Below are 26935 nucleotides of genomic sequence, written 5' to 3' on the forward strand. Positions count from 1 at the left end.
ATGAATAACTCAATTAAACTCAAACGTAGACTGACTCAAACCCTTACTTACCTCTACTTGATTGGCCTATCAATTGTAATCATCTATCCACTGTTGATTACCATCATGTCAGCCTTTAAAGCAGGTAACGTCGCAGCCTTTAAACTAGATACTAACATCGACTTCAATTTTGATAACTTTAAAGGACTCTTTACTGAAACTCTATACGGTACTTGGTATCTCAATACCTTGATCATCGCCTTGATTACTATGGCGGTTCAAACAAGTATCATCGTACTTGCTGGTTATGCCTACAGCCGTTACAACTTCTTGGCTCGTAAACAAAGTTTGGTTTTCTTCTTGATTATCCAAATGGTGCCAACCATGGCCGCTTTGACAGCCTTCTTCGTTATGGCACTTATGTTGAACGCCCTTAACCACAGCTGGTTCCTCATCTTCCTCTACGTTGGTGGTGGTATCCCGATGAATGCTTGGCTCATGAAAGGCTACTTCGATACAGTGCCAATGTCTCTAGACGAATCTGCAAAACTAGACGGTGCAGGACACTTCCGCCGCTTCTGGCAAATTGTTCTTCCACTTGTTCGCCCAATGGTTGCCGTACAAGCTCTCTGGGCCTTCATGGGACCTTTTGGAGACTATATCCTCTCTAGTTTCTTGCTTCGTGAGAAAGAATACTTTACTGTTGCCGTAGGTCTCCAAACCTTCGTTAGCAATGTGAAAAACTTGAAGATTGCCTACTTCTCAGCAGGTGCTATCCTCATTGCCCTTCCAATCTGTATTCTCTTCTTCTTCCTACAAAAGAACTTTGTTTCAGGACTTACAAGTGGTGGCGACAAGGGATAATATATCCCCGCCACCCTTTTTCATTTTATACTCTTCGAAAATCTCTTCAAACCACGTCAGCTTTATCTGCAACCTCAAAGCTGTGCTTTGAGCAACCTGCGGCTAGCTTCCTAGTTTGCTCTTTGATTTTCATTGAGTATTAGCGATTGTTACTGTAAGTAATATCCTTACAACAAGCAATTTATCCCCTAGACTTGAAATAAAGCACATTTCTCTATATAATAATACTCATATAGAAAACACCTTTTAGAAAGATACCTATGCTTCCATATCCATTTTCCTATTTTTCAAGTATTTGGGGATTTCGTAAGCCCCTGTCCAAACGTTTCGGACTCAACTGGTTCCAACTTCTCTTTACCAGTATCTTCCTTATCAGCTTATCTATGGTACCTATTGCCATCCAAAACAGCTCGCAGGAGACTTATCCGCTAGAAACCTTTATCGATAATGTCTATGAACCATTGACAGATAAGGTTGTACAGGATCTCTCTGAACACGCTACAATTGTTGATGGCAAATTAACTTATACTGGAACAGCTAGTCAAGAGCCTTCTATTGTGATCGGTCCAAGTCAAAGCAAGGAATTACCTAAGGACTTGCAACTGCATTTCGATACGAATGAGCTCGTCATCAGCAAAGAAAGTAAAGAACTGACCCGTGTCTCTTACCGAGCGATTGAGACTGAGAGTTTCAAAAGTAAAGACAGCTTGACCCAAGCCATTTCTAAAGACTGGTACCAGCAGAATCGTGTCTATATCAGTCTCTTTCTAGTTCTCGGTGCGAGCTTCCTCTTTGGTTTGAATTTCTTTATCGTCTCTCTAGGAGCGAGTCTTCTCCTTTATATCACTAAGAAATCACGCCTCTTTTCATTTAGGACCTTTAAAGAGTGCTACCATTTTATCTTGAACTGTTTAGGATTACCAACTCTGATTACACTTATTTTGGGACTCTTTGGCCAAAATATGTCAAACCTCATCACTGTACAAAACATTCTTTTTGTTCTGTATCTGGTCACTATCTTTTATAAAACGCATTTCCGTGATCCAGATTACCATAAATAGGAGATTTTTATGCCCGTTACGATTAAAGACGTGGCCAAGGCTGCTGGTGTTTCACCTTCAACCGTAACCCGTGTTATTCAAAACAAATCAACCATTAGCGACGAAACAAAAAAACGTGTTCGTAAGGCTATGAAGGAGCTCAATTACCACCCCAACCTCAACGCTCGTAGTTTGGTAAGCAGTTATACCCAAGTTATCGGCTTGGTGCTTCCTGACGACTCAGACGCCTTCTATCAAAATCCTTTCTTCCCATCTGTCCTCCGTGGTATCGCCCAAGTCGCCTCTGAAAACCACTACGCCATTCAGATCGCGACAGGTAAAGATGCCAAAGAGCGTCTTAAAGCTATTTCTCAGATGGTCTATGGTAAGCGTGTAGATGGTTTGATTTTCCTCTATGCCCAAGAAGAGGACCCTTTGGTTAAGTTAGTAGCAGACGAGCAATTTCCTTTCCTTATCTTAGGTAAATCTCTATCTCCCTTCATTCCACTTGTCGATAATGACAATGTCCAAGCTGGTTTTGATGCGACAGAGTATTTCATCAAAAAAGGATGCAAGCGAATTGCCTTTATCGGAGGTACTAAGCGACTCTTCGTAACACAAGACCGTCTGACAGGTTACGAGCTAGCTCTAAAACAATACCAACTTCCTCTCGATACTAATCTGACTTACTTTGCTACTGAATTTCTTGAAGATAATGGTTATCGCTTTAGTAGACTTCTCTTCAAACACGATCCAAATATTGACGCTATTATTACCATTGATAGTCTCCTTGCTGCAGGGGTCTGTGATTACATCGCAAAACACCAACTGGATGTCCCTGTCCTCAGCTTCGACTCAGTCAATCCCAAGCTCAACTTGGCAGCCTATGTCGATATCAATAGTTTGGAGCTTGGTCGTGTTTCCTTTGAAACTATTCTCCAGATCATCAATGATGCTAAAAGCAATAAACAAATTTGTTATCGCCAGTTGATTGCCCACAAAATTATCGAAAAATAAAAACCAGCTCGAGCTGGTTTTTTTGATCACTAATTATCTGTTTCAACGAACCGTCCCAAAATATGAACATTCTCCGAGACAGAGACAAAGGCGCTTGGATCCACCTGTTTCATAATCTGTTTAAATTCATTAAACTCTGCACGTGTAATGACAGTGATTAAAACTGCCTTTCTTTCGTGATTATAGGTTCCTTCTGCATCGTGGATCATGGTTGCTCCGCGGTGCAATTTTTTATGGATTTTTTCAATTACCTTCTCTGGATGATTGGTCACAATCATGGCCTGCATCCGTTTTTGCTTGGTAAAGACAGCGTCTGTGACACGGCTAGAGACAAAGATGGTAATCATAGAGTAGAGAGCGTATTCCCAACCAAAGGTCAAGCCTGCTATCAGCATGATGGTCCCATTTACCAAGAAAGAAATACTACCAACATTCTTACCCGTTTTCTTGCGAATAGTCAGGCTGACGATATCCGTCCCACCACTGGAGATATTGTTTCGAAGAGCAAAACCAATCCCCAAGCCCATGACAACACCCCCAAAAAGGGCATTGATAATGGGATCCTCCGTCAAGGTCGCCACAGGGACAAACTGGATAAAGAAGGAACTCATGGATACCGTTATAAAGGTAAAGACGGTGAACTTATGCCCAATTTGATACCAAGCCAAGACCATCAAAGGGAAATTAATGGCATAGAAGGTCAACGAAATCGGGATATGAAAACCAAACCAGTGATTACTCAAGGCAGAGATAATCTGTGCCAGACCTGTCGCACCACTCGAATACACATGACCTGGTTGGAAAAAGAAATTGACCGCTACTGCTGATAAAAATCCATAGACCAGAGAGGCCGAAATCTTCTCATCATATTTTTCGCGAGAGATGCTTTGTAAGACACGTAAAATTTTTATCTGATGAGCAAAGCGGCGCAGATAATAGCGCCACCGCTTAATTCGTTTTGCTTGTTTCATCTTCTTCTACTTGTAAGCTGAGTTCCTCTAGTTGTTTGAGAGCTACTGTTGAAGGAGCTTGTGTCATTGGGTCACTTGCCTTATTGTTCTTAGGGAAGGCAATAACTTCACGAATATTTTCTTCTCCTGCTAAGAGCATGACAAATCGGTCAAGCCCGATAGCCAAGCCACCGTGTGGTGGGAAACCATAGTCCATGGCTTCAAGAAGGAAACCAAACTGGTCATTTGCTTCTTCGGCTGAGAAACCAAGAGCCTTGAACATACGTTCTTGAAGGTCTTTTTGGTTGATACGAAGGCTACCACCACCAAGTTCATAACCGTTCAAGACAATATCGTAAGCAATGGCACGAACCTTCGCCAAATCGCCTTCTAATTCGTGAGCAGTCTCTTCCTGTGGTAGAGTAAATGGATGGTGGGCGCTCATGTAACGACCTTCTTCTTCAGACCATTCAAACATTGGCCAGTCAACAACCCAAAGGAAGTTGAATTTATCATTATCAATCAAACCAAGCTCTTTGGCAATACGTCCACGAAGGGCACCAAGCGTTGCATTAGCCACTTCAAGCGTATCCGCCACAAAGAGAACCAAGTCCTTATCTTCAAGAGCAAGCGCTGTTGTCAATTCTGCTTGGATGCTAGTCAAGAACTTGGCAACTGGTCCGTTTAATTCTCCATCAACCACCTTGACCCAAGCAAGACCTTTGGCACCATACTGTTTGGCTACTTCGGTCATCTTGTCGATGTCTTTACGTGAATAGTTGTCCGCAGCTCCTTTGACCACAATTGCTTTTACAGCAGGTGCTTCTGAAAAGACTTTAAAGTCTACACCTTTGACTACTACTGTCAGGTCCTGAAGCAACATGTCAAAACGGGTATCTGGCTTGTCAGAACCGTAAAGAGCCATAGCATCATCGTATTTCATACGAGGGAATGGAAGCGTCACTTCGATGCCTTTTGTTTCCTTCATGACACGCGCAATCAATCCTTCTGTGATATCTTGGATTTCTTGCTCAGTAAGGAAAGATGTTTCCAAGTCGACCTGAGTGAACTCAGGCTGGCGGTCACCACGCAAGTCCTCGTCACGGAAACATTTAACGATTTGATAGTAACGGTCAAAACCAGCATTCATCAAGAGCTGTTTCGTGATTTGTGGACTTTGAGGAAGGGCGTAGAAATGCCCTCTATTTACACGAGATGGCACCAAATAGTCACGCGCCCCTTCAGGAGTTGACTTAGAAAGGAATGGTGTCTCCACGTCGATAAACTCCAACTCATCCAAGTAATTGCGAATAGAGTGGGTCACTTTAGCACGAAGTTTGAGGTTTTCCAGCATCTCTGGACGACGAAGGTCAAGGTAACGGTAACGTAAACGTGTATCGTCATTAGCCTCAATGCCATCCTTAATCTCAAATGGGGTTGTTTTAGCTGTATTAAGCACTGTCAGAGCTGTCACGTTTAACTCAACTGCACCAGTTGGCAACTTATCATTGGCTTGCTCACGCGCAGCGACCTGTCCAGTCACCTCGATAACAAATTCGCTACGAAGGCTTTCAGCTGTTGCCATGACCTCTGCAGATACTTTTTCAGGGTTGATAACCAACTGCATAATTCCTTCACGGTCACGAAGATCGATAAAGATCAAACCACCAAGGTCACGACGACGGCCAACCCATCCTTTCAAGGTTATTTCTTGTCCGATGTGTTCCTCACGAACACGACCAGCATACATACTACGTTTCATTGTTTCTCTCCTCTTTTATTCTGTTACTATTTTACCATAAAAGCGCAGGCTCTTCATGAAAATCATCAGAAAAGTTTGCCAGTCTTTAAAAATCAAGTGAAGACTCTAAAAATTGACGCCCATACAAAAATCCGATGAAGTTCATCGGACTCTTTTATTTTGAATTGTTGCCTGCTTTACGCTTTTCAGCAATTTCGGCTGCCTTTCGAGGCAAGACAATTTCCGTTGTGTAAGCTGTCCCAAAGCGCAAGACACCTGCAATAGGGGCAAAGACGACTGCTAGATAGTTATAGAAGAAATCGCCCTTAAAGGCATAAGCTAGCGCTCCAATGATGAAAAATAGAACGACTGCTTGAATCACTGCTAATAAAATTACTCGTTTCATGTGACCTCCTGACTCTATTATAGCATGAGAATCATCAAAAAGCTCACTAAATTATTCAAAGCGTGAAGAGAAATGCTGTAAAGAAGACCTTTTCGACTTACATAAGCCAGCCCCAAACTCAATCCTAGACTAGCATAAACCAAAAATTGTTGCACATCACCTGGGAAATGAATCAAGGCAAACAGAACACTGGATACCAGAAGAAAAATCAGAGTTTGTTTACTATTGTCCTGCTTAGGAAAGAGATAGCGTGCCAACATTCCTCTAAAGATAAGTTCTTCCGTCAAAGGAGCAAAAATAACGACCGCAAAGAATGAGAAAAGTGGTTGAGACAAGGTCAAGTCTATCGCTATTTGTTGATTTACTGAAGGGTCGTTTGGCAAGAAGAATTGAACGACAAGAGATAAAAACCAAACCAAGGCAGGGAGCCAAATAAATCGGTTAAATCCGCTCTTCTCAATATGAACAGGACCTTTCTGGTACCATTTGTAAATACCGTACACATAAACTCCAGCCAAGGCCACATAGAGTAGGGTAACAGCATAGGGTGAAGCGCCTAAGGCAAGCGAAGTAGTCGCGAGCCCCTGAATGAAGCCATAGATGAATAAAAAGGATAGAACAGCTAGAAGAAACCAGCCAAGGTTTTTAAGTAGTTTCATAAAGTTCTCCTATCTTGCTTTATAGCTGTTTTTCAATACAAAGAGGTTTGCTATTCCTAACACAAGTACCCAGGCAAGTAACATACCAATATTAGAAAAAGATATTTCCCCACCTTTTTTATTTAAAAGATTTACAATTGGACCAATAAAAGAGTAATCCAACACTTTCTGAACCGTATCATTTTGAAGAGCAATCATGGGTAAAAAAGAGACGATAAACACAGGAAAGATACTATAAACTTGCGCTTTAGACTGAGTATCTGACACTGCACCGATTAGAAGGTTGAGAAAAATAACACTAATAGCTGCTAAGACCAAATAGATAACATAGGCCAATAAGTAACTTGATAGATCTACTTTAAGATAGATGGGCAGTACAATCATAGCAAATAACATTATCAAAATAGGGAGAACAAGCATACTGAAAGTATATTCTGTTGCTGTCACACCACTTAGGATGAGTGATTTAAGATTGCGTTTTTCCTTATCTTCTGCCATCATAATCGATACCATATAACCACTTCCCATACTCAAGACCATCGTCAAACTCGAAGAGAGGAGAAACATACTCAATTCTCCATTCTTATTGAAGAATTCATTATATAGAACAGCTATTCCAAAAGGCATCAATAGAGTCGCCAACAAAGTTGAATTGCTGATAAGAACTTGTAATCTTAACCATAGTAGGGCATTTAATTTTCTAAACATCTAACTTTTCTCCTGTCAATCTGATAAAGATTTCTTCTAAAGTTGGCTCACAAGAGTGAACCACCATCAAATCTGTCGTATCTAAATGTGGTAATTCTTCAAAAGGAACTATCTGTTCTCGTCCATCATTATAAACCACACGTACTTTCTTATCCACATGGTACTTCTGGATGATATCTTGCGGACTTCCATACTCTATTAAGTTTCCCTTATTCAAAAGAGATAAGCGATCACAAAGCAGAGTTGCTTCATGCATATCATGCGTTGTCAGAAAGATAGTTGTCCCCGCCTGCTTTAATTCTTGTAGTAGGGTATGAATCATCTTAGATGTTGTAGGGTCTAAACCACTGGTTGGCTCATCTAGAAAGAGAATCTTAGGAGCATTCAGAAGGGCACGAGCCAAGAACATTCGTTGTTTCATTCCTGTAGATAGTTTTTCTGCGATGATGTCTTTAGCATCTGCCAATCCAACCTGTTGGAGCACCTGATTTACTCTATCTGACTTGAGACCATATAACTTAGCGTAGATGAGAAGATTTTTATAAAGACTCATCTTTTCATAAAAACCACTGCCATCACTCACAATACCAATTTGTTCCAAATCATTTGAGGTTAAATCTTGAGAATTCTTGCCTAACAAAACTGTTTTACCTTGATCTGTAGCCAACTGACCTGTCAAGACATTGATCATGGTTGTTTTACCTGAACCAGAAGGGCCCAGAAAACCAAAGATTTCACCTTCCTTAATCTCAAAAGAAATCTGATGAAGAGCTTTTTTGCTCCCAAAACTTTTGCTTACATTTTCAACACGAATCATAGAAACTCCTTTATTTAAAATAACGTTTCACCATAGGCAACTGCATCACATTGATATAAACATGGATTGCTCCTACAAGCAATAAGGACAGTAATTGAATCTTTCCTGTCAAGAAAGAAATGATAAAAAGAAAAATATATAAGATTGGTAAGACATATTGATTTAATTGGAATAAAATCCGAAAACTCTGTTCCAAATTAGCCTTGCGCTCCCCTTCATCGTAAGAATCGAAATGCTCTAAGATATCCTTTGGTGTAGAGAAAAATACCAAATCAAACTGACGAACAATCGCAATGGTCTTAAAAAGATATTTTTGAACACTGAAAATCAGCACTAATGCCAAAAAAGAAAGAGGTAAGGTTATATGGCTTCCATTTAGTACAACCATTTCACTTGCTGAGATGAAAAGAGCTAATAAAATCGCTACACTTGCAATATTAAAAGCAATGGTTCCAAACTCGAGATTCCGATACATCTGCACATAATAGGTTTCATTCAGATCATCATCCATTTCCTCTTGATACAAGGAATGAAATTTTCTGCTTTTCTTTAAGAAATTGAATGTCAAAAGTATGCTAATGAAACCTAACACTAAACAAATAGCTGATATCCATGGTATCAAGACTTTTACATCTAACATAATTCCGTGGGATTCAGCAAGTGCCTTAAACGTCCCTACAAACATGGCCAAAAAAAATCCCAAGACAATAGACATTAAAAATAATAACAATCCACGTTTCTTTTTCATATTCATTCTCCTTATTCACTTGCTAGGTTTTTGGATTTCTTTTCAATCCATTCAACTACTGGGATGAGGGCAAAGTAGGCCCAAATAAATTGGTCACTTTGATAGGGATTAAACCAGCCTAGATCCATCCCAATTAGTAGAAACGCGCTGACTAATAGAGCTATGGCAACTACATAATAGATTACTTTATACTTGTTCATCACTCGTCCTCCTCCAAGCGAAATACCGATTCGACTGTTTCGTTGAAAATTTGAGATATTTTCAGGGCAATGATAATGGACGGGGTGTACTCATCCCGTTCTAGTAGACTAATGGTCTGCCTGGAAACCCCTGCTAGCTTGGCTAGGTCGGTTTGGTTGAGACCATCGCGAGCCCGAAGCTCTTTTAAACGATTTTTAAGCATTCCTTTCTCCTTTTCTCTTAACTTGCTTACATTGTAACATATCTTTTTCTTTTTGACAAGCATATTTGTCAAAAAGTTTATGATTTTTGTCATTTTGCAAAAGAAAAAGGTCAGGAGTAGGTTCCTGACCAGTTTATCTATCATTAAAATCCTAGTTTTTCAAAGATTTCTGAGAAGTTTTGGTTGATTGTCTCAAGCGCAACTTCCACTTCTTCTCGGGTTTGGTTGTTCTTGACCGTTACTTGTCCGCTTTCGACTTCACTCTCACCTAGGGTGATGAGGGTCTTAGCTGCAAAGACATCAGCTGACTTGAACTGAGCTTTGAGTTTACGGTTAAGGTAATCACGCTCTGCTTTGAAACCTTGTTGGCGAAGAGCTTGGACTAGTTCTAGGGCTTTTACATTTGCTCCATCACCCAAGACTGCGATATAGACATCTAGGGCGTTTTCGATAGGAAGAGCAACACCTTGCTTTTCAAGAATGAGAAGCAGGCGCTCTACACCAAGTCCAAAACCAAATCCAGCAGTTTCCGGGCCTCCAAAGTAAGAAACCAAACCATCGTAACGACCACCCGCACAGACTGTCAGGTCATTGCCCTCAATCTCAGTGATAAACTCGAAAATGGTGTGGTTGTAGTAGTCCAGACCACGCACCATATTGGTATCGATGATATAGTCTACTCCAAGATTTTCCAACATCTGACGCACAGCATCAAAGTGTGCTTGGCTTTCTTCATCAAGGAAGTCCAAGATAGAAGGCGCATTCTCTACTGCTACCTTGTCTTCTTTTTCCTTAGAGTCCAAGACACGGAGAGGATTTTCCTCCAAACGGCGTTGGCTATCCTTAGATAAAGTCTCCTTAAGCGGTGTCAAATAGTCAATCAAGGCCTGACGATAAGCCGCACGGCTCTCAGGATTTCCAAGCGTGTTGAGGTGCAATTTGACACCTTGGATGCCGATTTCTTTCAAGAAATGAGCTGCCATAGCGATGGTTTCCACATCGGTAGCTGGATTACTAGAGCCAAAGCACTCAACACCAATCTGGTGGAACTGGCGCAAACGTCCTGCCTGTGGACGCTCATAGCGGAACATAGGTCCCATGTAGTAGAACTTACTTGGCTTTTGCACTTCTGGGGCGAAGAGTTTATTTTCCACATAGGAACGGACAACTGGCGCAGTTCCTTCTGGACGGAGGGTGATATGACGGTCACCCTTATCATAAAAGTCATACATTTCCTTAGTTACGATATCCGTTGTATCTCCGACAGAGCGACTGATAACCTCGTAATGCTCAAAAATGGGCGTGCGCACTTCTGCGTAGTTGTAGCGCTTGAAAATCTCACGGGCAAAGCCCTCAACATACTGCCACTTGGCAGACTCAGCAGGTAAAATATCCTGCGTTCCTTTTGGTTTTTGTAATTTCATAGGGAATCCTCTTTAAACTTAATAGTCTTATTTTACCATAAATAGAGGGATTAAAACAGTGAGAAAAAAATTAGGATTTAGATATCATTTTTGAGATTAATAACTGTCAAAAGAATAGCTAGCAAGGAAAGACCAACAAATAGCATCCAAGTCAACTGTATATTCCATACAGCTACAAGTGAAAAACAGGCTGTTCCCACAGGTATGGATAAGGTAAACAATAAACCTAAAAAATTACTGGTACGAGCTAGAACTTCTGGAGCTAGATTTTTCATAAGCATGGCACTAATCTTTGGTTGAACTTTACCAGACACATACAGAGTTGAAAAGAGAAATAGTAAACCAAGTACGACTTGATTGAATAAATTAGCTAGACCAACTAGACTGAGTCCTACGGTCACCCACATCATCAATCTAGGCAAGGACTGCTTCCCAAAATAATCATTGCCCGTAAGGCTACTGATGATGATTGCTAACAAAGCACAGACTTGACTGATAAATAATGCCTCTGTGTAAGAAAAGTCCAAAAGAGAATGGCTCAAAAAGAAGATGTTATAGATGCTTCCTAAAGCGCCACCCAAGGCATTGATAAGCAAGACAGCAAAGATCATGAATCCAAAGTTTTTCTGTCCACCTTTAAGAAAAACGAGACGTAAATTTCGGTAAATTGTTAGGAACTGGTCTTTGATAGAAAGCTTCTCATTTTTTAGTGATTCACCATCAGCGGATGAAATCGACAGTCTCAATTTGCTTTTTCCGAAAAAGAGGATAACGGCTGATACTAGGAAAAAACAGGCATTGATTCCCGCAACGAGAGAAAAATTATTGACCGATAGCCCTAAGAGCCAGACTCCGAAAGCTTGACCACCAATGGCTGAAATATAGGTGATGAACTGGGAAAAAGAATAAGCCTCCATCAGATCATCTTCAGCTACTTTTTCCTTAATAAGAGGCATGCGCAAACCACCAGCAAAATCACTGATGACATCGCTAATGACATTGATTAAACACAGGCTAGAAAAGGCAAAGAGACTAGCTTGCTGAACAACTAGGGCTGCTAGAAAAAATAAAACCGCCTGAAACAAACCACTATAGACCATCCATTTGACCTTGTCCCTCGTGTAATCTGCCCGAATCCCTACAAAAACTGTAAAGAGAGTCGGAAGAAGCATGACAATATTCGCCATAGCAACAGCAAAAGATGCTTGTGACAAGGTCGATGCATAGACGATAAAGACCAGATTGAAAATCGAAGCACCAAAAGCATTGAAGAAGCGTGACAAAGTCAAGAGACGATAAGCTTGATTTCTGAACAATAGTTTCATAGGTAATCTCCCTTCTTGTTCGAAGTTTTATGTGAAGTATGACTATAGTATAGCACTTAGAAATTTTAGAGGAAAAACTTTTGAATATATGCAACAAATAAAATGAGCAAAAAGAAACGATAGAATCCCTCCAGTGACACGAGAGAGCCCAACAGTTCTATCGCTTCAAATTTCAACTTATTTTCTTAGTTTGCAGATATTCAATAATCGGGGGTTTTTCTATAGTATTCAGCAGATTTGTTACAGCCAAGCATCTCAAAAATACGGACAGCATCCTCCATCTTTTTTCGCCCTTCCTTGACTCTGCCTTGCTTGCTATCAAAGAGACCTTCCGCCCACAAATAGACAATTCGGAAATAGGTTTCATTTTCATTGTAGAAATGCTCTTCGATGACACGTTTAAAATAAGAGGCATTGGTAAATTCTTCACACTCAATGCTGGCTAAAAAACCATTCAAGAGTATAGTGTGAAAAAGGTTTCGATTACCAGACATTTCCATTAGAAAATCAGATTTACGTACCATCTCTCTAACATACCTAGTGAAAAGAGAAACAGATAGAAATGGTGAACTGACTGAAAATAAATTGAGTTCATAGATTCCCCAGATCTCGGTAGAAAACAAATAATCATGAAGGACTTTCCCCTCCTCTGCCGTTAACTCTACCGTATCATACATGCTCTTCATATAAGACTTGATAATAATGGCATTTAGAATATGTTTCTGTTTGTTTTGAGAATGGGTATGCTTTTGGTACTCCTTGCGATACAGGTCTTCAAGAGGTGCTATATTCTTTGGATCCAAGACATCTAGGATTTCTTTTCTCAACTCAGAATCTGTATCATACTGAAAACCTCTCGCTAGAAAGAGGATTTCCTCTACACTGGCAGATATATTTTCTAGGGCAAATAGAAACTTTTCCACCGAAAGCTCACTCTGACCTGTTTCAAAGCGAGATAACATAGACGGCGAAAATTGTCCCCCAGTTGCTTGTCTCAGCGAGATATTTCTTGACTCTCGTAATTGTCTAAAGACTTTTCCAATCTGCTCCATAGGCTTCCCCTTGATTCAGTGTTTTCTTTATATTATCATATTTTTTCAGAAAATTCATCAAAAACTTGCCAAATTGTCAGAATTATGAGAAAATAGAGGATATTTATCACGTGGAGGGACTGTAATGAGAGACGATATCAAAATCAATGACCGGGCTTTGGCCTTGCAAGACCAAATTATCGAAAAACTAGAGAAGGTTTTTGATACAGATGTGGAATTGGATGTTTACAATCTAGGGCTGATTTATGAGATCAATCTAGACGAAACAGGCCTCTGCAAAATTGTCATGACCTTCACCGACACCGCCTGCGATTGCGCCGAAAGCCTGCCTATCGAAATCGTGGCAGGTCTGAAACAAATCGAGGGTATCGAAGATGTCAAGGTTGAAGTTACCTGGTCGCCTGCCTGGAAGATTACACGAATCAGTCGCTACGGCCGCATTGCCCTTGGACTGCCACCTCGTTAATACTCTTCAAAAATCTCTTCAAACCACGTCAGCTTAGCCTTATCGTATAGATGTTACTGACTTCGTCAGTTCTATCTGCAACCTCAAAACAGTGTTTTGAGCAACCTGCGCCTAGCTTTCTAGTTTGCTCTTTAATTTTGATTGAGTATAAGCAGGCAAATCACTTTTGGAGATGAAAAGAAGCAAGTCGAGATTGGCTTGCTTTTTGAGTTTATTTTTTACCTGACTTGTCCATATTCCAGAAGTCTGTCACGGCTCCGCGTGAAGCAGATGATACGATATGGGCATATTTACCAAGGACACCACGACTGTAAAGTGGTGGCAAGGTTGTTTCTGCCTTGCGTTTTTCAAGTTCTTCTTCGGATACGGCCATGGAAATTTCTTTGGTATCCTGGTCAACCGTAACGATATCGCCTGTACGGAGGTAGGCAATCGGTCCACCATCCTGAGCTTCAGGAGCGATATGTCCAACAACCAGACCATAAGTACCACCAGAGAAACGTCCGTCCGTCAAGAGGGCCACCTTATCTCCCTGACCTTTACCAACAATCATTGATGAAAGTGACAGCATCTCAGGCATACCAGGACCACCTTTAGGTCCAACGAAACGGACAACGACTACATCGCCATCAACGATTTCATCTGTCAAAACAGCCTGGATAGCATCTTCTTCTGAGTCAAAGACCTTAGCTGGTCCAACGTGACGGCGCACTTTAACACCTGATACTTTAGCAACCGCACCATCAGGGGCAAGGTTCCCGTTCAAGATGATAAGCGGACCATCCGCACGTTTAGGATTTTCAAGTGGCATGATGACTTTTTGACCTGGTGTGAGGTCTGCAAAGTCAGCTAAGTTTTCAGCTACAGTCTTACCAGTACATGTGATGCGATCTCCGTGAAGGAATCCATTTGCCAAGAGATATCTCATAACCGCAGGCACACCACCGACTTCATAGAGATCTTGGAAGACATACTGACCAGATGGTTTCAAGTCGGCCAAGTGAGGCACGCGCTCTTGGATCGTATTGAAGTCCTCAAGTGACAAGTCAACATTAGCCGCATGGGCAATAGCAAGCAAGTGAAGAGTGGCATTTGTAGAACCACCGAGAGCCATAGTCACAGTAATGGCATCTTCAAAGGCTTCACGAGTCAAGATATCTGATGGTTTGAGACCAAGTTCCAACATCTTAACAACAGCACGTCCTGCTGCTTCGATGTCTTCTTTCTTGTCAGCTGATTCAGCTGGGTGAGAGGATGAACCTGGCAAACTCATACCGAGAACTTCAATAGCTGTCGCCATGGTATTAGCAGTGTACATACCACCACAACCACCAGGGCCAGGGCAGGCATTACATTCAAGACGTTTCACATCCTCAGCCGTCATGTCACCGTGATTCCATTTTCCGATACCTTCAAAAACAGAAACCAAGTCGATGTCTTTGCCATCAAGATTTCCCGGTGCAATGGTTCCACCATAGGCGAAAATAGCTGGGATATCCATATTAGCAATAGCAATCATAGAACCAGGCATGTTCTTGTCACAGCCACCGATAGCGACAAAGGCATCGACGTTGTGACCACCCATCGCCGCCTCGATAGAGTCCGCGATGATATCACGAGATGTCAAAGAGAAACGCATACCAGGCGTTCCCATAGCAATCCCGTCCGCTACAGTGATAGTCCCAAACTGCACAGGCCAAGCACCTGCTGATTTGACACCCTCTTTAGCCAATTTCCCGAAATCATGCAAGTGAATGTTACATGGTGTATTTTCCGCCCAGGTCGAAATAACCCCTACAATCGGTGTTTCAAAGTCCTTATCTGTCATACCAGTCGCACGAAGCATGGCACGGTTTGGTGATTTTACCATGCTGTCATAAATGCTACTGCGGTGACGTTTATCTAATTCAGTCATTTGTTCCCTCCCATTTCAGTTTTTACTATTATAGCACATTTTAAAAGTAATGAACAGAAGAAAATTCTTGAATTTTCAGAAAATTCTATACATATATAAACATTTTAAATTAAAAACAACAAAGCGGATCAGGGCACTTTCTGATTACCAGAATATGCTTTTAATCCGCTTGCTTTAAATAACGTAATGTAATTTTTACAGAAGTTCTTTCAGATAAGTGTATTTAACATCTATCTTGCATTATAAAACTCTAGAACTTTCTCTTTTATATTCGATTCACTCAAACCATACTCATTAAGAAGATAATCCATTTTCCCTACTTGACCGAATCTTTCTTGAACACCCATCCGATGAATTTTTGTTATTCCATCATCAGAGAATAATTCACATAAAGCACTGCCAATTCCACCTATCTGATTGTGGTTTTCTACAGTAAATATAGTTTTTCCACTTAATATTGTTTTTATCTGTTCTGGTATCGGTTTGATTCTAAATAAATCTATCACACCTACTGAATAACCTAATTTAGACAGTTCATCCGCAACTCGAATACTTGGAGCAACCATTATGCCAGAAGCAACTATTACAACATCTTCACCGTGTCTTAACTCAATGTAGCCTTTAGAAAAATCTTCTCCACCTTGATATACAGCCTCTGGAGCTTTTCTAATTGTTCGAATATATTTTAGTCCTTTTAATTCTAATGTCTGGTTCAAGATTTCACGAAATTGGATATCATCAGTTGCTTCAAAAATGATTGATTTAGGAATTAAACGTAACAATCCAATTTCTTCAAATGGCATATGTGTTCCACCATTCATCTCTGCCGTTACTCCTGCATCTGAGCCAATTACAGTGGCATCCAATTGTGCGTACCCAAGAGAAATAAATAATTGATCAAATACTCTTCGTGAAGCAAAAGGGCCAAATGTATGAAGATAAGGTCTAAACCCCTGAATAGATAAACCTGCTGCAAGCCCGACCATTTCTGCTTCCATGATCCCAACATTCACATAACGGTCTCCAAAGTCCTTTTCAAGATTATTAGTAGCCATCGAACTTGACAAGTCTGCTTCTAAAACTACTATATCAGAATAACTTTGGTTAGCTTCTAGAAGGAAATCTCTATACACATGTCGTAATTCTTTCGTACTTCTCATCATTCTGTTTCCTCCAATTCCTGACTTAATCTTTCTACAACTGAAGTTAACATTTGTCTCTCCTCTACAGTAGGGCGAAGATGATGATTGGATTTCATTTCTTCCAGCTCTCGAACTCCTTGACCTTTAATAGTGTCTAATACAATACACTTAGGGGATGAATTATTTGACTGTTTTAATTGGATAATCCCTTCATAAATTTCTCTAATATCTGAACCATTGACCCTAATGGATTCAAACCCAAATGCTGAGAATTTTTCTACAAAATCACCTGGATTACAAATATCCTTTGTAAAACCATCTAATTGTTTTTTGTTATCGTCTACAAATACAATTAAATTAGATAACTGTTGATGAGAAGCAAACTGTATAGCCTCCCAACATTGTCCCTCATTTAACTCACCATCTCCAACAATAGCATAGGTGTAAAAGGGACTTTTTCTTATTCTCTGACCATATGCAAGTCCGGTTGCAACACTAATTCCCTGTCCTAAAGAGCCAGTTGTCATATCTATGCCCGGCGTTAGATTTCTATCAGGATGAGACGGTAATTTGGTTCCATTTGTATTTAAAGAATATAAGAATTCTTTGTCAAAGAAACCATTCAAATAGAGTGTGCTGTACAAAGCTGGTCCAGCATGTCCCTTGGATAAAACAAAATAATCTCTATCTCGTGACGCAAATATTTCTGGAGTCATCGGCATTATTTCACCATAAAGCACTGCTAAAACTTCTACTATAGACAGACTCCCTCCATAATGGCCGAATCCAAGATGATTCAATGTTCTAAGAGTATTTAATCGGATTTTTGTTGCAAATTTTCTTAACTCATCTTCTCTATTTTCACTTAAAATCATCCCTTATTCCTCCTTTGCAGATGGCTTTTTAATAAAGGATACTCCAAACATAACTGCTAGAATAAGAACAAGACCAATAACAATGCCTGCTTGTGAGCCAAATTGATTCAACATTCCTAAAATAATTCCTGATAGACCAAAATCTGCATCTGAGAAAGTTGACCCTTGGAAACCAAGTCCTCCCAAAACTGGCATTAAAAAGACTGGAAGAAAACTAATTAAAATACCTTGTAAAAATGCTCCAATAGTGGCTCCACGAACACCACCAGATGCATTCCCAATGACACCTGCAGTCGCTCCACAGAAGAAATGAGGCACAACGCCTGGTAAGATGACAACCGTTCCTGAAGCAATCATAATTGCCATACTTACTAAACCACCAACAAAACTAGAGATAAATCCAATTAGGACTGCATTAGGTGCATAAGTATAAACAATCGGACAATCCAAAGCAGGTTTTGAATTAGGTACAAGACGCTCTGAAATACCTTTAAAGGCTGGAACAATTTCACCCAAAATAAGGCGAACACCTGCTAAAATAACAAATACACCTGCTGCAAATTGACCTGCTAATTGTAAAGCATAAACTAGACCACTTGTACCATTACTGATTTCTTTTTCTATATATTCTGACCCTGCAAAGATAGCTACAATAATGTAAATAACTGCCATAGATAAAGTAATGCTAACAGTACTATCACGTAAAAAAGCTAAACTCTTTGGAAATTTAATGTCCTCTGTTGATTTTGATTTGTCACCGATAAGGCTACCAGTAAAACCACTCAACCAATATCCCAAAGAACTGAAATGACCTAAAGCCACCTTGTCATTTCCAGTTAATTGAACCATATATTTTTGCACAAATGCTGGGGAAATACTCATAATAATACCGAGCGCTAATCCACCTAGTAAGATAAGAGGCAAACTTGTAAAGCCAGCAACTGATAAAATGACCGCAATCATACACGCCATATATAGAGTGTGGTGCCCTGTTAAAAAGATATATTTGAATCGAGTAAAACGAGCAATTAAGATATTGAATACCATACCTGCAAACATAATCATTGCAGTAGCTGAGCCATATGTGGTTAAAGCTACAGCTACAATTGCTTCATTATTCGGTACAACTCCAGATAAATGAAAAGCATGTTCAAACATGGTACCAAATGGATTCAAAGAATTTTGTACAATTCCTGCACCACCAGATACAACTAAGAAACCAACAAAGGTCTTAATTCCACCTTTAATAATATCAGGTAATTTCTTCTTCTGAAGAACTAATCCTAAGATTGCAATTAAAGCTACTAAAATAGCTGGTGTACTAACAATATCCAATATGAACTTCATCATGACGCTAGCCTCCTAAATAAGTCCTTTTTCTTCACAAAGTTTAGTAATTAATTCTCGTAGTTCATCCATATCAATAATACTATTTAAGATACGAACATCTCCAAGATGACTAGCTGAATCAGCTAGATCACGACCCACAATCCAAATATCAGCTGCATTTGGATCTGCTCCACCTAAATCATAGTGTTCAACTTCTACATCTGAAACATTCAAATCACTCAATACAGATTCAATATTCATCTGTACCATAAAACTTGAACCTAATCCTGAACCACAAGCTGTACCAATTCTTAACATTATCTAATCCTCCTGTTTAATTATCATTTCAATGTCATCATAGTTTTTTGATGATATTAAAGTTTGAACATGATTTTTATCTCTTAAAATTGTTGTTAAATGTGACAAAGCCTTTAAATGACTCTCATTATCAATGGCTGCAATACAAATCAACAATCTTACCTCCTGTTCTGGATTATCCAATAAATAAATCGGTTCTTCCAAAACTAACATTGACATTCCTATTTCATTCACACCTTCATCTGGCCGAGCGTGAGGAATTGCTACTCCCTTCCCTAAATTAATAAAAGGCCCAAACTCTTCTACTTTTTGAATCATTGCCTCAGGGTAGTTCTCAGTTATCTTATGTTGATCCAAAAGCGGTTTAGCTGCTAAACGAATTGCCTCCTTCCATCCTAATTTTTCCGAACTAACCTGATAAGTTTCTTTTGTAATTAATTCTTCTAACAATGGTAACACTTCCTTTCTGTTCATTTCTTGATAGAGATACCTCTTTAATGCTAATTTTAACTCTAATTCTTGTGTGATTACACTATATCGTCTTACTATGCTAATTATCTGATTAAGCTCAATATCTCGATAACCTGTATCTGGGAAATCTTTTGATACCAATTCAACTAACTGTGTTGTTTGTTCTTCCGTCATCATAACAGAAACTAGATAATTTGGCTTCTCTGTATCCACCTTTATAGTAGAAAAAACCATATCATAGTCACTACTAGTTTTCGCATATAAATCATCAATCTTTGAGGTTCCTATAAACTCAATTTGAGGGAATAATGCTAATAGATTCTCTTTTATCATCAATGAAGAACTAATTCCATTAGGACAGATAATTGCTGCTTTATAACATTTTTGAGGCAAATTGTCTGCTTTCTTTAAATATCCTCCAAAATGGATAACAAAATATGCTGTTTCACTATCAGGTATGGGCTTGTCAATAGCGTCCATCAAGGGAGTCAAAGAATCTTTTACTAGTTCAAATAAATCAGGATAATGTTCTTTAACATGCAACACATATTCATTTGAGCTAGGTAAGCCGAACTTTAATCTATAGTAAGCCGGTATAAGGTGACGGCGAAGATTTTCTCTCAATACTTCTCTTTGTTTAAAATGTAACAAAGAAATATCTTCCATTCTACTTATAATAGCCTCTGTTAATTGATTAAAGTAAACCGGAGCAACATCTACTTCACCTTCAAAGCAACTTGATAATAAAACTGTGACATAGCGATAATCATCCTCTGAAAATACCGTATCTATAATTCCCAAATCAACTACTGTATCTAATAAAATAGTCGTTATATCTTGAATAATAGGAGATACTAGTGTCTCTGAAAGACATACTCTTTCAACATCCCTTTGATACCTACATATAATGAATACTAAACCGAAAAGGCAAACTTTTAATTGATTAACAATAGGTACTATCTGTAGCTTTTCATAATAATCTTTAACTACCTGATCAATCAAATCATAAGTTAATGAATACCCCCAACTGGATAAAACATAATCCAACCCCCAAATCCCTATGGAGGATTCCAGCAACTCACTAACCATTTGAAAAGCTAAACGGTGCTTATTCCACTCTGAACCGTGTAAAGTATAACCTTTTGCTCTACTGTACCCTAGCTCCAAATCATTATCTAACATAATCTTTCTTAATGATTGAATATCAGATAAGGTTGTATTCTTACTTACTTTCAAAAAGTCTTGGTAATGATTATTCGATATAAAATCTAATCGGCAAAAAGTGTAAAGATAGATTAAAGCTAAGCGAGTCGACTTTGGTAAAACCAATTCATCCGACTTAATAATATCTGTCAAAGACTGCTTCGTACGATTTGATAAACTATAGCGACCTTGTTTTTTATCCAGCACTATCCCTTTATTAGCTAGATAAGGCACTAAATAATCTATTCCTTCTTTGACTTCCTTTATAGGTAAGCTCACCTTAACAGATAATTCATATAATGATAGCTCACAATGATCCATCAAAGTCATCAAAATAACTAGTGCTCTATAATCAAACATTTCTCTTCCTTTCTAACTACAATTATAGTGTAAAAGTTATAAGAATAAAAGAGTATTTCAGCACAATATAATCTCACTTCCTATAAGTAATTATTGGGCTGAAACTTTTTAGTGATTATTTGTCAACTTTCTATTGACTTTTAAAAACAAAGTGATATCATTTAGGTTTTAGTAATATCAACTGAGTAATATCTTCTAATTTTTTCATCTTTTTTTGTCAAGTAACTTTACTTTACAAAAAAAATGTGTTATCCTAGTATGGTTGATGAAAATCAGTAGATTGAATCGAATATAAATACCTAAAGGAGAAATCAAAATGGCAGTACCTGCACGTCGCACTTCAAAAGCGAAGAAAAACAAACGTCGTACACACTACAAAGTAACAGCTCCATCTGTAAACTTTGACGAAACTACTGGAGATTACTCACGTTCTCACCGTGTATCACTTAAAGGATACTACAAAGGACGTAAAATCGCTAAAGCTGCATCAGCTGAATAATAGAAGGGAGATACCATGCGCGTAAATATTACACTTGAACACAAAGAATCTGGTGAACGCTTGTACCTTACTTCTAAAAACAAACGTAACACTCCAGACCGTCTTCAATTGAAGAAATACTCACCAAAACTTCGCAAACACGTTGTGTTTACAGAAGTTAAGTAAGCATTCAATACGAATCAATACAGAAGAAAAACGCTTAATCAGCGTTTTTTTCTTTTGTTAATTTCAGTACATTGCAACAAAAATCAACCGAATGACTACATTTTTGACTATATTTTTTGTGAAATAAATTAGAGGTTCGAATATATAGAAAAATCCAAAATCCCTTGCAAGCTATACTTACAGGGGACTTGTGTGTTATTCTTGTACTTCTTTCTGAGCAGCCTTGCCTTGGTCTAGAAGGGCTTGGACAATTTTCTCATCGCGTAGTTTGACAGAATCGTTGATCATTTCTGCGGACTTGACGATGGTTGTTTCTAGTTGGGCACGTTTCTGGCGTCCCAATTCAATGGCAGCAACGATACCTTGGTTTTGTGCAACCAGACTTTCAGCCAGTTTGGTAACAGATTCGACAGCGACTGTCGGGCTTTGGGCAATTCTTTCCATCTGCGGAATCACTTCCTTACTGGTTTCAGCTAGCATCTGAAGGGCAGCATTATTGGCATTGACAATGGCATCTGCCACGACACCTGATTTCATTGATTGTTGCAAAATACCAAGTTGGGCAATAGAAAGCTTCATTGTGGGAATCGTATTGCGACGAAGCATGCCCAATTTTTGGCGCATATCAGATGACACCTTCACAAGATTACGCATCTGAGGTGTTGTTGCCCAGGCAACATAGAGACGGCTGACATACTCAGTGTGTTGTTGTTCAAGGGTATTAACCACTTCAGCCATGCGGGCCAATTCTTGTGACTTGGTTTGGTATTCTACCGTACTTGTATCGAGTTGGTCAACTTGGGCCTTTAGTTCGGCAGCGCGCTTGCCAGCTTCTGTCTGGCTGGCTTCGATAAAGGAAATCACTCCCACTAGATTTTCAATGGATTTGGTATTGTCCTCAATCAACATCTCAGCAGAGACGATATTTCGAGCTAGCACATCTTCTTGCTTGACCACTGCAGCTGCCATACCATCAAGCTTTTGCTCTACTGTTTTTGAGTCAAAGTAAAATTCTTGTAGCGTATTTTTACTCTTGTTAAACAATCGTTGCAAAAAGTTTGGCTTCTCTTCTAACTCAGCAATTTCAGCGTTCTTGTATTTGACTACAAAGCCTTGCAACTCACGGTTGGTATTCTTGAGAAGATCATCTACTTGGGGAATTTGTAGTTTCTTTTGTTCTGACAAGATACGATTGACCGTATTGTTCACACCTTCGACAGCAGATTGTCCAAAATCTAAGAGAGCATTTTGATTGTTGACAAACTGGTCTACTAACTGGGGCACGTGCGCCTTGATTCCTTCTTGCTGCTCAGGGCTCAACTTTTCAAGGAAGGTCAAGGTCTTGTCCGAGCCAGTATTGGTCTCGATGATTTGGGTTGTTTTATCCACCTTAGCTACCGTATTATTGGCAATCTGGTCAATATCAAAATTAAATTCTGTCATGGTTACTCCTTTGTTTCTAACCTATTCTTTACGATCTTTTTCTAGGATACGCAGACTGATATCAAAATCACGCATATCTGTTTCATTGAGTTCTCTCAGGACTTGGTCCAGCTCAAGGTCAAATTGTTCGATAGCTGCTTTAGCTTGTTGCAAACGTTCTTCTGCCCGATTATAGTTCTTCGGATTAGCCTTAATCTTTAAATAGCCTTCTAAAATCGTTTGGAATTTCTCCATCTTCAAACTATGAATGGCCGTCAATTCTTCCTTATCCCCCTCAGCGGAGGTGGCAATCTTGTCTAAAATAGCCTGATGGTCAATGGCAATATTGGCCAAGGTCTGGGACAATTCTGGAGCTAATTCCTCTGGCTTCGCATTTTCAAGATCTACCTGACTTTCTCTATCCAAACGTTCTAGCTGAACATCGATGTTTGCCCTTACTGTACGAACCTTTTTGTCAATACGGTTGTAGACATCAGCATCGATATAGGATTTGAGACGATCCGCCTCCTGATGGATTTCCCTCAGTTCGATTAATACTTGATTGGCCAGACTCTTATAGGGCTCTGAACCGTTTTCTACTAAAGTTTCCTCTAGTTGCTGAATATCTTTGTCCGCCTGACGAATCCTAGCTTTTAAAAGCTCAATCCGGTCGTCTAGAGAACGATCCTGCAAAAGAGGATAGCGCCAACGTTTATAGAGACGATAACCACCGTATCCTAGCAGGACACAAGCCGCAAGTGGAAGAGCGTATTGAACCAAAAGGCCCAGTAAGAACAAGAAGCCCCAAAAATAGAGACAGCCTTTCCAAAAACCATTACCCGATTTCATAAACATTCCTTATTTTCAATTTATAAGTCTATTTTAGCACAAAAGAGCAAAATGATGGCGGAAATCCCCTAGAAAAGAGTTGATTTCTTTGCTGTAGAATGGAACTTGGTAGCGCGTGGGCTAATTTCAGTAAAGTGGACTCAAACCACAAACACACTCTGAGTAATATCAAAACAAAAGCTTGAAATATCGGAGGGGTTGTGTTAGAATGAAAGCATAAAGGGAAAATAATGCTTCTAGCATATATAACTAAAAAGCCCCACCGTGCCACCGATGGGGTTTTTTGCTACCCTCTAAAAGGGTTAAATGCTACTTGCTACGTCTCTTTATCCATAGCTTGAAAAGCTCAGATAGTACGTTAACAAGTAACGGAGCTAGAAAAAGGGAAAGTAACTCTAGCATACATAACACCTCCCTTCATTAAATTGAGGGGGACAAAATATTATATCATACCAGATTTATATCATCAATATCGCGTCATTCTTGGAATAGATAGACTTAGATACAAAAATAACCTTACTAACAAATCTCTAAGCAAACCCAGAAATCAACGTTTTAAGACAAAGCAAAAAGCCCACTGTTGTAGGCTTCTTACAATATAAAGTCTTATCTTAAAGCATTTTGTTGTAGAATAGATTTAGTATAAATTACACTTTGTTATGCTTTGTAAATGTTGATTCTGTAGTATTTTTAGAATTTACATATTAAATAAAATAGATTAAACTTTACTCCAAGGTGGACAAAAAGGAGTACAAATTTCATGGTGATGAGTTCAGTAGGCAAGTAAGAAGTACCGTTTAGGTGCTTTTTATTTTACTCTATTCATCTTATAGGTTAAGGGTATATATTTACATTTACTTTAGTTAAAAATTACTAGAAAACATTAACTAATGTATATAACTGTGGTATAATTAGGGTAGTGTTTAACAATATTTTAAACATAAATATAAAACAGGTGACATTTTATGAATAAAGGAAAAATTTTAAAGATAACTGAGAACACAGTGTACATAGGTTATGAAGATGGAAGTTTAAAGCAAATTCCTATTGAATCTTGTGACTTTGAGCCTAGAATGGGGGATTATGTAGAGGTTTATGGTGATATTGCTATAAAGGTTGAAGGTAGTAAAGAAAGTAGCCCAGTTAAAAAATCAAAGGCTAAAAAAATTTCATTAGTTAGCAAGATAAACATATTTTCCTCTATAGTTTTATTTCCTATCTCATTTAGTTTATTATATGATAGAGGAGTAATATTAGAAGCTACAATACTATCCCTTTTTGTAGTTTCACTGTTACTGATTGTATTAAATCTGATACTTCTTATTATTTCATCTATTAAGAAGAATAAGGTTAATAAAAAAAGCTCTATAACGTATTTGATTATAGCTATTATAATTCTTATTTTATCAACTGTATATGTAAGTAATAATGTCAGTCCAAATTCAAAGAAGACTGTATCACAGAGCACTTCTAAGCCCTCTACGTCGTCACCTAAGAATAGTTCTATAACTCAATCAAATGAAGATGATACTGAGAAAGCCACAGCTGATTTTAATAATTATTTAGAGAATAATTTAGGTGAAAAGATAGACTATAAAGGGGATATCACATTGATTAATGATGATGAAATTTATCTAGATACAGATAAAATCATTATTAATAATAAAAAATATGATTCCAAAGAATTTAAACATAGTCCTAAAATAAAGGCAGTTTATAAAGGGAAAGATATTTTTAGAGGTGGTCAATCTCTAGGTTTAAATGCAAAAGTTAAAAAGGAGTCAGGAAAACCACAACTTGAAATTTTTGATGTGTTCACAGTAGGGCAAACTTATGAACAATATATGCAAAAAGGGATAGAATTAAAAAGTAAATTTGAATTACGAGCAACTGTAAAAGAAGTTAATAAAATAAATAAGAGCGATAGCGATGTATTAACTTTATTGATTGTTGTAGAACCTCATTCAATTGATTTATTTGATGATGATAATGCACCATTCCAATTTGAAGATGGCAAAAAAATACACTTGGCTTTAACTGAGCAGACAGAAGAGGAATTTATTAAACAAAAAAGAGGGTTGAAATCAGGTGATGATATTAGAATTTATGGGATGTTAATGACAGATTCACTAGATTTGTTGTTAGCAAATCAAGGTGGAAGTTATTTAGACGTGAAAAGAACTAATTAGAAATAAGGTATGAGGTAATGAATACATATAAAGTTATTAAAATTGAAGGAACTCTAATCTATTTAGGTAAAGATGACGGAACTTTGCTAAAAGTTGAACAGACTTCTTTTAATTTTGTACCACAACTAGGGGATATAGTAGAGGTATATCAATCTGAAGGAACCTATATCATAACTAAAAAGTCTAGTGAAGTTCCCACAGAACAGAAAAAAGAAGAAAAAGGATATTGGACAGTTAGAAATATCAAGCGTTCTGCATGGTGTGGGGTTATTGCTATATTGGTATGGCACCCTGTTTTTGCTGTTATCCCCTCAGTAATGTATCGCCTTCTAAAAGAAAAAGGAGAGAAAGATAGTGCTACTTTGATATTAGGAGCAACAATATTTGCGACAATCTTAGCGATAATCGTTAGAGTACTTCTAACGCTCTGATAAGAGGTAACACGTTTTTTAAGAGAATAGATAAGCACTGGATAGTCAGATTCAGTGCTTTCTTTTTTCTTTTTGTTTTTTAATCGACCCCTTCAATAAAGAAAAATAATTCTCATTCCTTATCTAAATAATGTAACCTCTAATCCTCACATTATACAAAAAGTACAG

The 26935-nt window shown here is 38.6% G+C and carries 28 protein-coding genes; 8 read left to right on the forward strand and 20 right to left on the reverse strand.

Annotated elements, in window-relative coordinates:
* The 3 genes from ACLNCV_RS03450 (at window position 1) to ACLNCV_RS03460 (ending at window position 2900) form a co-directional block, all read left to right on the forward strand.
* On the forward strand, window positions 1-843 hold the full coding sequence (locus ACLNCV_RS03450) for a sugar ABC transporter permease (RefSeq protein ID WP_033675775.1): 843 nt from the start codon (window positions 1-3) through the stop codon (window positions 841-843).
* A gap of 260 nt (window positions 844-1103) precedes the next feature.
* The gene (locus ACLNCV_RS03455; RefSeq protein WP_020903392.1) at window positions 1104-1904 is read left to right on the forward strand and encodes a DUF1189 domain-containing protein; all 801 of its coding nucleotides are present in this window, start codon (window positions 1104-1106) and stop codon (window positions 1902-1904) included.
* A gap of 9 nt (window positions 1905-1913) precedes the next feature.
* Window positions 1914-2900 (forward strand): LacI family DNA-binding transcriptional regulator, encoded by a 987-nt coding sequence (locus ACLNCV_RS03460; RefSeq protein ID WP_001145419.1) that lies wholly within the window; start codon window positions 1914-1916, stop codon window positions 2898-2900.
* Between the two features lie 29 nt (window positions 2901-2929).
* Here the strand turns inward: ACLNCV_RS03460 and ACLNCV_RS03465 are convergent, their stop codons facing one another.
* The 12 genes from ACLNCV_RS03465 to ACLNCV_RS03520 form a co-directional block, all read right to left on the reverse strand.
* A complete protein-coding gene (locus tag ACLNCV_RS03465) occupies window positions 2930-3871 on the reverse strand; it encodes a YitT family protein (RefSeq protein ID WP_024057518.1) in 942 nt (313 codons plus the stop codon).
* The gene (aspS, locus tag ACLNCV_RS03470; protein ID WP_424844865.1) at window positions 3849-5612 is read right to left on the reverse strand and encodes an aspartate--tRNA ligase; all 1764 of its coding nucleotides are present in this window, start codon (window positions 5610-5612) and stop codon (window positions 3849-3851) included. The genes ACLNCV_RS03465 and aspS overlap by 23 nt, the downstream gene beginning before the upstream one ends.
* A 154-nt stretch (window positions 5613-5766) precedes the next feature.
* Window positions 5767-5997, reverse strand: a complete 231-nt coding sequence (locus tag ACLNCV_RS03475; protein ID WP_000832185.1) for a hypothetical protein — start codon at window positions 5995-5997, stop codon at window positions 5767-5769.
* A 17-nt stretch (window positions 5998-6014) separates the two neighbouring features.
* On the reverse strand, window positions 6015-6656 hold the full coding sequence (locus ACLNCV_RS03480) for a lysostaphin resistance A-like protein (RefSeq protein WP_424844866.1): 642 nt from the start codon (window positions 6654-6656) through the stop codon (window positions 6015-6017).
* 9 nt (window positions 6657-6665) lie between these two features.
* Entirely contained in the window at window positions 6666-7364 is a 699-nt protein-coding gene (locus ACLNCV_RS03485) for an ABC transporter permease (RefSeq protein ID WP_424844867.1), read from the reverse strand.
* Window positions 7357-8181, reverse strand: coding sequence for an ABC transporter ATP-binding protein (locus ACLNCV_RS03490; protein WP_000621680.1), 825 nt, complete (start codon window positions 8179-8181; stop codon window positions 7357-7359). Before ACLNCV_RS03490 ends, ACLNCV_RS03485 begins: the two co-directional genes overlap by 8 nt.
* A 10-nt stretch (window positions 8182-8191) precedes the next feature.
* Window positions 8192-8935, reverse strand: a complete 744-nt coding sequence (locus ACLNCV_RS03495) for a DUF3169 family protein (RefSeq protein ID WP_424844868.1) — start codon at window positions 8933-8935, stop codon at window positions 8192-8194.
* A gap of 5 nt (window positions 8936-8940) precedes the next feature.
* Window positions 8941-9129, reverse strand: coding sequence for a hypothetical protein (locus ACLNCV_RS03500; RefSeq protein WP_049487721.1), 189 nt, complete (start codon window positions 9127-9129; stop codon window positions 8941-8943).
* On the reverse strand, window positions 9129-9332 hold the full coding sequence (locus tag ACLNCV_RS03505; RefSeq protein ID WP_031237122.1) for a helix-turn-helix transcriptional regulator: 204 nt from the start codon (window positions 9330-9332) through the stop codon (window positions 9129-9131). Before ACLNCV_RS03505 ends, ACLNCV_RS03500 begins: the two co-directional genes overlap by 1 nt.
* 143 nt (window positions 9333-9475) lie before the next feature.
* Window positions 9476-10756: a histidine--tRNA ligase gene (gene hisS / locus ACLNCV_RS03510; protein WP_023947591.1), complete on the reverse strand. Its 1281-nt coding sequence runs from the start codon at window positions 10754-10756 to the stop codon at window positions 9476-9478.
* Window positions 10757-10833: 77 nt separating this feature from the next.
* Window positions 10834-12081 carry a transporter gene (locus tag ACLNCV_RS03515; protein ID WP_424844869.1) on the reverse strand — a complete coding sequence of 416 codons (1248 nt, stop codon included), beginning with the start codon at window positions 12079-12081 and terminating at the stop codon, window positions 10834-10836.
* A 200-nt stretch (window positions 12082-12281) separates the two neighbouring features.
* Complete coding sequence (locus ACLNCV_RS03520) at window positions 12282-13133, reverse strand: Rgg/GadR/MutR family transcriptional regulator (protein ID WP_424844870.1); 852 nt, start codon at window positions 13131-13133, stop codon at window positions 12282-12284.
* A 124-nt stretch (window positions 13134-13257) separates the two neighbouring features.
* Here ACLNCV_RS03520 and ACLNCV_RS03525 point away from each other — a divergent pair, with 124 nt between their 5' ends.
* Window positions 13258-13599 carry a metal-sulfur cluster assembly factor gene (locus ACLNCV_RS03525; protein ID WP_001204052.1) on the forward strand — a complete coding sequence of 114 codons (342 nt, stop codon included), beginning with the start codon at window positions 13258-13260 and terminating at the stop codon, window positions 13597-13599.
* 211 nt (window positions 13600-13810) lie between these two features.
* On the opposite strand, the gene ilvD is transcribed toward ACLNCV_RS03525, so the two are convergent.
* The 6 genes from ilvD to ACLNCV_RS03555 form a co-directional block, all read right to left on the reverse strand.
* Window positions 13811-15514 (reverse strand): dihydroxy-acid dehydratase, encoded by a 1704-nt coding sequence (gene ilvD / locus ACLNCV_RS03530; RefSeq protein ID WP_000137346.1) that lies wholly within the window; start codon window positions 15512-15514, stop codon window positions 13811-13813.
* Window positions 15515-15744: 230 nt separating this feature from the next.
* On the reverse strand, window positions 15745-16677 hold the full coding sequence (locus tag ACLNCV_RS03535; protein ID WP_078228436.1) for a transketolase family protein: 933 nt from the start codon (window positions 16675-16677) through the stop codon (window positions 15745-15747).
* On the reverse strand, window positions 16674-17531 hold the full coding sequence (locus tag ACLNCV_RS03540; protein ID WP_024056493.1) for a transketolase: 858 nt from the start codon (window positions 17529-17531) through the stop codon (window positions 16674-16676). Before ACLNCV_RS03540 ends, ACLNCV_RS03535 begins: the two co-directional genes overlap by 4 nt.
* Window positions 17532-17534: 3 nt before the next feature.
* Window positions 17535-18881: a PTS ascorbate transporter subunit IIC gene (locus ACLNCV_RS03545; protein WP_000975289.1), complete on the reverse strand. Its 1347-nt coding sequence runs from the start codon at window positions 18879-18881 to the stop codon at window positions 17535-17537.
* A 12-nt stretch (window positions 18882-18893) separates the two neighbouring features.
* Window positions 18894-19178: a PTS sugar transporter subunit IIB gene (locus ACLNCV_RS03550; protein ID WP_023947577.1), complete on the reverse strand. Its 285-nt coding sequence runs from the start codon at window positions 19176-19178 to the stop codon at window positions 18894-18896.
* Between the two features lie 3 nt (window positions 19179-19181).
* Window positions 19182-21212 carry a BglG family transcription antiterminator gene (locus ACLNCV_RS03555; protein WP_023947575.1) on the reverse strand — a complete coding sequence of 677 codons (2031 nt, stop codon included), beginning with the start codon at window positions 21210-21212 and terminating at the stop codon, window positions 19182-19184.
* A 316-nt stretch (window positions 21213-21528) separates the two neighbouring features.
* Here ACLNCV_RS03555 and rpmF point away from each other — a divergent pair, with 316 nt between their 5' ends.
* Together rpmF and rpmG are read left to right on the forward strand one after the other, a co-directional pair.
* Window positions 21529-21711, forward strand: coding sequence for a 50S ribosomal protein L32 (rpmF, locus tag ACLNCV_RS03560; protein WP_000290417.1), 183 nt, complete (start codon window positions 21529-21531; stop codon window positions 21709-21711).
* Window positions 21712-21726: 15 nt separating this feature from the next.
* Complete coding sequence (gene rpmG / locus ACLNCV_RS03565; protein WP_001265622.1) at window positions 21727-21876, forward strand: 50S ribosomal protein L33; 150 nt, start codon at window positions 21727-21729, stop codon at window positions 21874-21876.
* A gap of 195 nt (window positions 21877-22071) precedes the next feature.
* Here the strand turns inward: rpmG and ACLNCV_RS03570 are convergent, their stop codons facing one another.
* Both ACLNCV_RS03570 and ACLNCV_RS03575 read right to left on the reverse strand, forming a co-directional pair.
* Complete coding sequence (locus ACLNCV_RS03570; protein ID WP_024056759.1) at window positions 22072-23319, reverse strand: toxic anion resistance protein; 1248 nt, start codon at window positions 23317-23319, stop codon at window positions 22072-22074.
* Window positions 23320-23340: 21 nt separating this feature from the next.
* On the reverse strand, window positions 23341-24147 hold the full coding sequence (locus ACLNCV_RS03575) for a hypothetical protein (protein WP_043901556.1): 807 nt from the start codon (window positions 24145-24147) through the stop codon (window positions 23341-23343).
* Between the two features lie 965 nt (window positions 24148-25112).
* Here ACLNCV_RS03575 and ACLNCV_RS03580 point away from each other — a divergent pair.
* On the forward strand, window positions 25113-26336 hold the full coding sequence (locus tag ACLNCV_RS03580; RefSeq protein ID WP_084954130.1) for a hypothetical protein: 1224 nt from the start codon (window positions 25113-25115) through the stop codon (window positions 26334-26336).
* Between the two features lie 17 nt (window positions 26337-26353).
* Window positions 26354-26767, forward strand: a complete 414-nt coding sequence (locus ACLNCV_RS03585) for a hypothetical protein (protein WP_424844871.1) — start codon at window positions 26354-26356, stop codon at window positions 26765-26767.
* Window positions 26768-26935 lie beyond the last annotated feature (168 nt).

This window comes from Streptococcus sp. CL5.50 (genome assembly GCF_049738015.1).
In the GTDB taxonomy this organism is placed as follows: domain Bacteria; phylum Bacillota; class Bacilli; order Lactobacillales; family Streptococcaceae; genus Streptococcus; species Streptococcus mitis_CA.

Coding starts and splice junctions, on each gene's coding strand:
- ACLNCV_RS03585 (WP_424844871.1), top strand. CDS start 26,354: ATGAATACATATAAAGTTATTAAAATTGAAGGAACTCTAATCTATTTA.
- ACLNCV_RS03515 (WP_424844869.1), bottom strand. CDS start 12,081: ATGAAACTATTGTTCAGAAATCAAGCTTATCGTCTCTTGACTTTGTCA.
- hisS (WP_023947591.1), bottom strand. CDS start 10,756: ATGAAATTACAAAAACCAAAAGGAACGCAGGATATTTTACCTGCTGAG.
- rpmF (WP_000290417.1), top strand. CDS start 21,529: ATGGCAGTACCTGCACGTCGCACTTCAAAAGCGAAGAAAAACAAACGT.
- ACLNCV_RS03540 (WP_024056493.1), bottom strand. CDS start 17,531: ATGATTTTAAGTGAAAATAGAGAAGATGAGTTAAGAAAATTTGCAACA.
- ACLNCV_RS03545 (WP_000975289.1), bottom strand. CDS start 18,881: ATGATGAAGTTCATATTGGATATTGTTAGTACACCAGCTATTTTAGTA.
- ACLNCV_RS03520 (WP_424844870.1), bottom strand. CDS start 13,133: ATGGAGCAGATTGGAAAAGTCTTTAGACAATTACGAGAGTCAAGAAAT.
- ACLNCV_RS03505 (WP_031237122.1), bottom strand. CDS start 9,332: ATGCTTAAAAATCGTTTAAAAGAGCTTCGGGCTCGCGATGGTCTCAAC.
- ACLNCV_RS03490 (WP_000621680.1), bottom strand. CDS start 8,181: ATGATTCGTGTTGAAAATGTAAGCAAAAGTTTTGGGAGCAAAAAAGCT.
- ACLNCV_RS03580 (WP_084954130.1), top strand. CDS start 25,113: ATGAATAAAGGAAAAATTTTAAAGATAACTGAGAACACAGTGTACATA.
- ACLNCV_RS03570 (WP_024056759.1), bottom strand. CDS start 23,319: ATGACAGAATTTAATTTTGATATTGACCAGATTGCCAATAATACGGTA.
- ACLNCV_RS03475 (WP_000832185.1), bottom strand. CDS start 5,997: ATGAAACGAGTAATTTTATTAGCAGTGATTCAAGCAGTCGTTCTATTT.
- ACLNCV_RS03500 (WP_049487721.1), bottom strand. CDS start 9,129: ATGAACAAGTATAAAGTAATCTATTATGTAGTTGCCATAGCTCTATTA.
- ACLNCV_RS03525 (WP_001204052.1), top strand. CDS start 13,258: ATGAGAGACGATATCAAAATCAATGACCGGGCTTTGGCCTTGCAAGAC.
- ACLNCV_RS03465 (WP_024057518.1), bottom strand. CDS start 3,871: ATGAAACAAGCAAAACGAATTAAGCGGTGGCGCTATTATCTGCGCCGC.
- ACLNCV_RS03575 (WP_043901556.1), bottom strand. CDS start 24,147: ATGAAATCGGGTAATGGTTTTTGGAAAGGCTGTCTCTATTTTTGGGGC.
- ACLNCV_RS03550 (WP_023947577.1), bottom strand. CDS start 19,178: ATGTTAAGAATTGGTACAGCTTGTGGTTCAGGATTAGGTTCAAGTTTT.
- ACLNCV_RS03455 (WP_020903392.1), top strand. CDS start 1,104: ATGCTTCCATATCCATTTTCCTATTTTTCAAGTATTTGGGGATTTCGT.
- ACLNCV_RS03555 (WP_023947575.1), bottom strand. CDS start 21,212: ATGTTTGATTATAGAGCACTAGTTATTTTGATGACTTTGATGGATCAT.
- ACLNCV_RS03535 (WP_078228436.1), bottom strand. CDS start 16,677: ATGATGAGAAGTACGAAAGAATTACGACATGTGTATAGAGATTTCCTT.
- ilvD (WP_000137346.1), bottom strand. CDS start 15,514: ATGACTGAATTAGATAAACGTCACCGCAGTAGCATTTATGACAGCATG.
- aspS (WP_424844865.1), bottom strand. CDS start 5,612: ATGAAACGTAGTATGTATGCTGGTCGTGTTCGTGAGGAACACATCGGA.
- ACLNCV_RS03485 (WP_424844867.1), bottom strand. CDS start 7,364: ATGTTTAGAAAATTAAATGCCCTACTATGGTTAAGATTACAAGTTCTT.
- ACLNCV_RS03480 (WP_424844866.1), bottom strand. CDS start 6,656: ATGAAACTACTTAAAAACCTTGGCTGGTTTCTTCTAGCTGTTCTATCC.
- ACLNCV_RS03450 (WP_033675775.1), top strand. CDS start 1: ATGAATAACTCAATTAAACTCAAACGTAGACTGACTCAAACCCTTACT.
- ACLNCV_RS03460 (WP_001145419.1), top strand. CDS start 1,914: ATGCCCGTTACGATTAAAGACGTGGCCAAGGCTGCTGGTGTTTCACCT.
- ACLNCV_RS03495 (WP_424844868.1), bottom strand. CDS start 8,935: ATGAATATGAAAAAGAAACGTGGATTGTTATTATTTTTAATGTCTATT.
- rpmG (WP_001265622.1), top strand. CDS start 21,727: ATGCGCGTAAATATTACACTTGAACACAAAGAATCTGGTGAACGCTTG.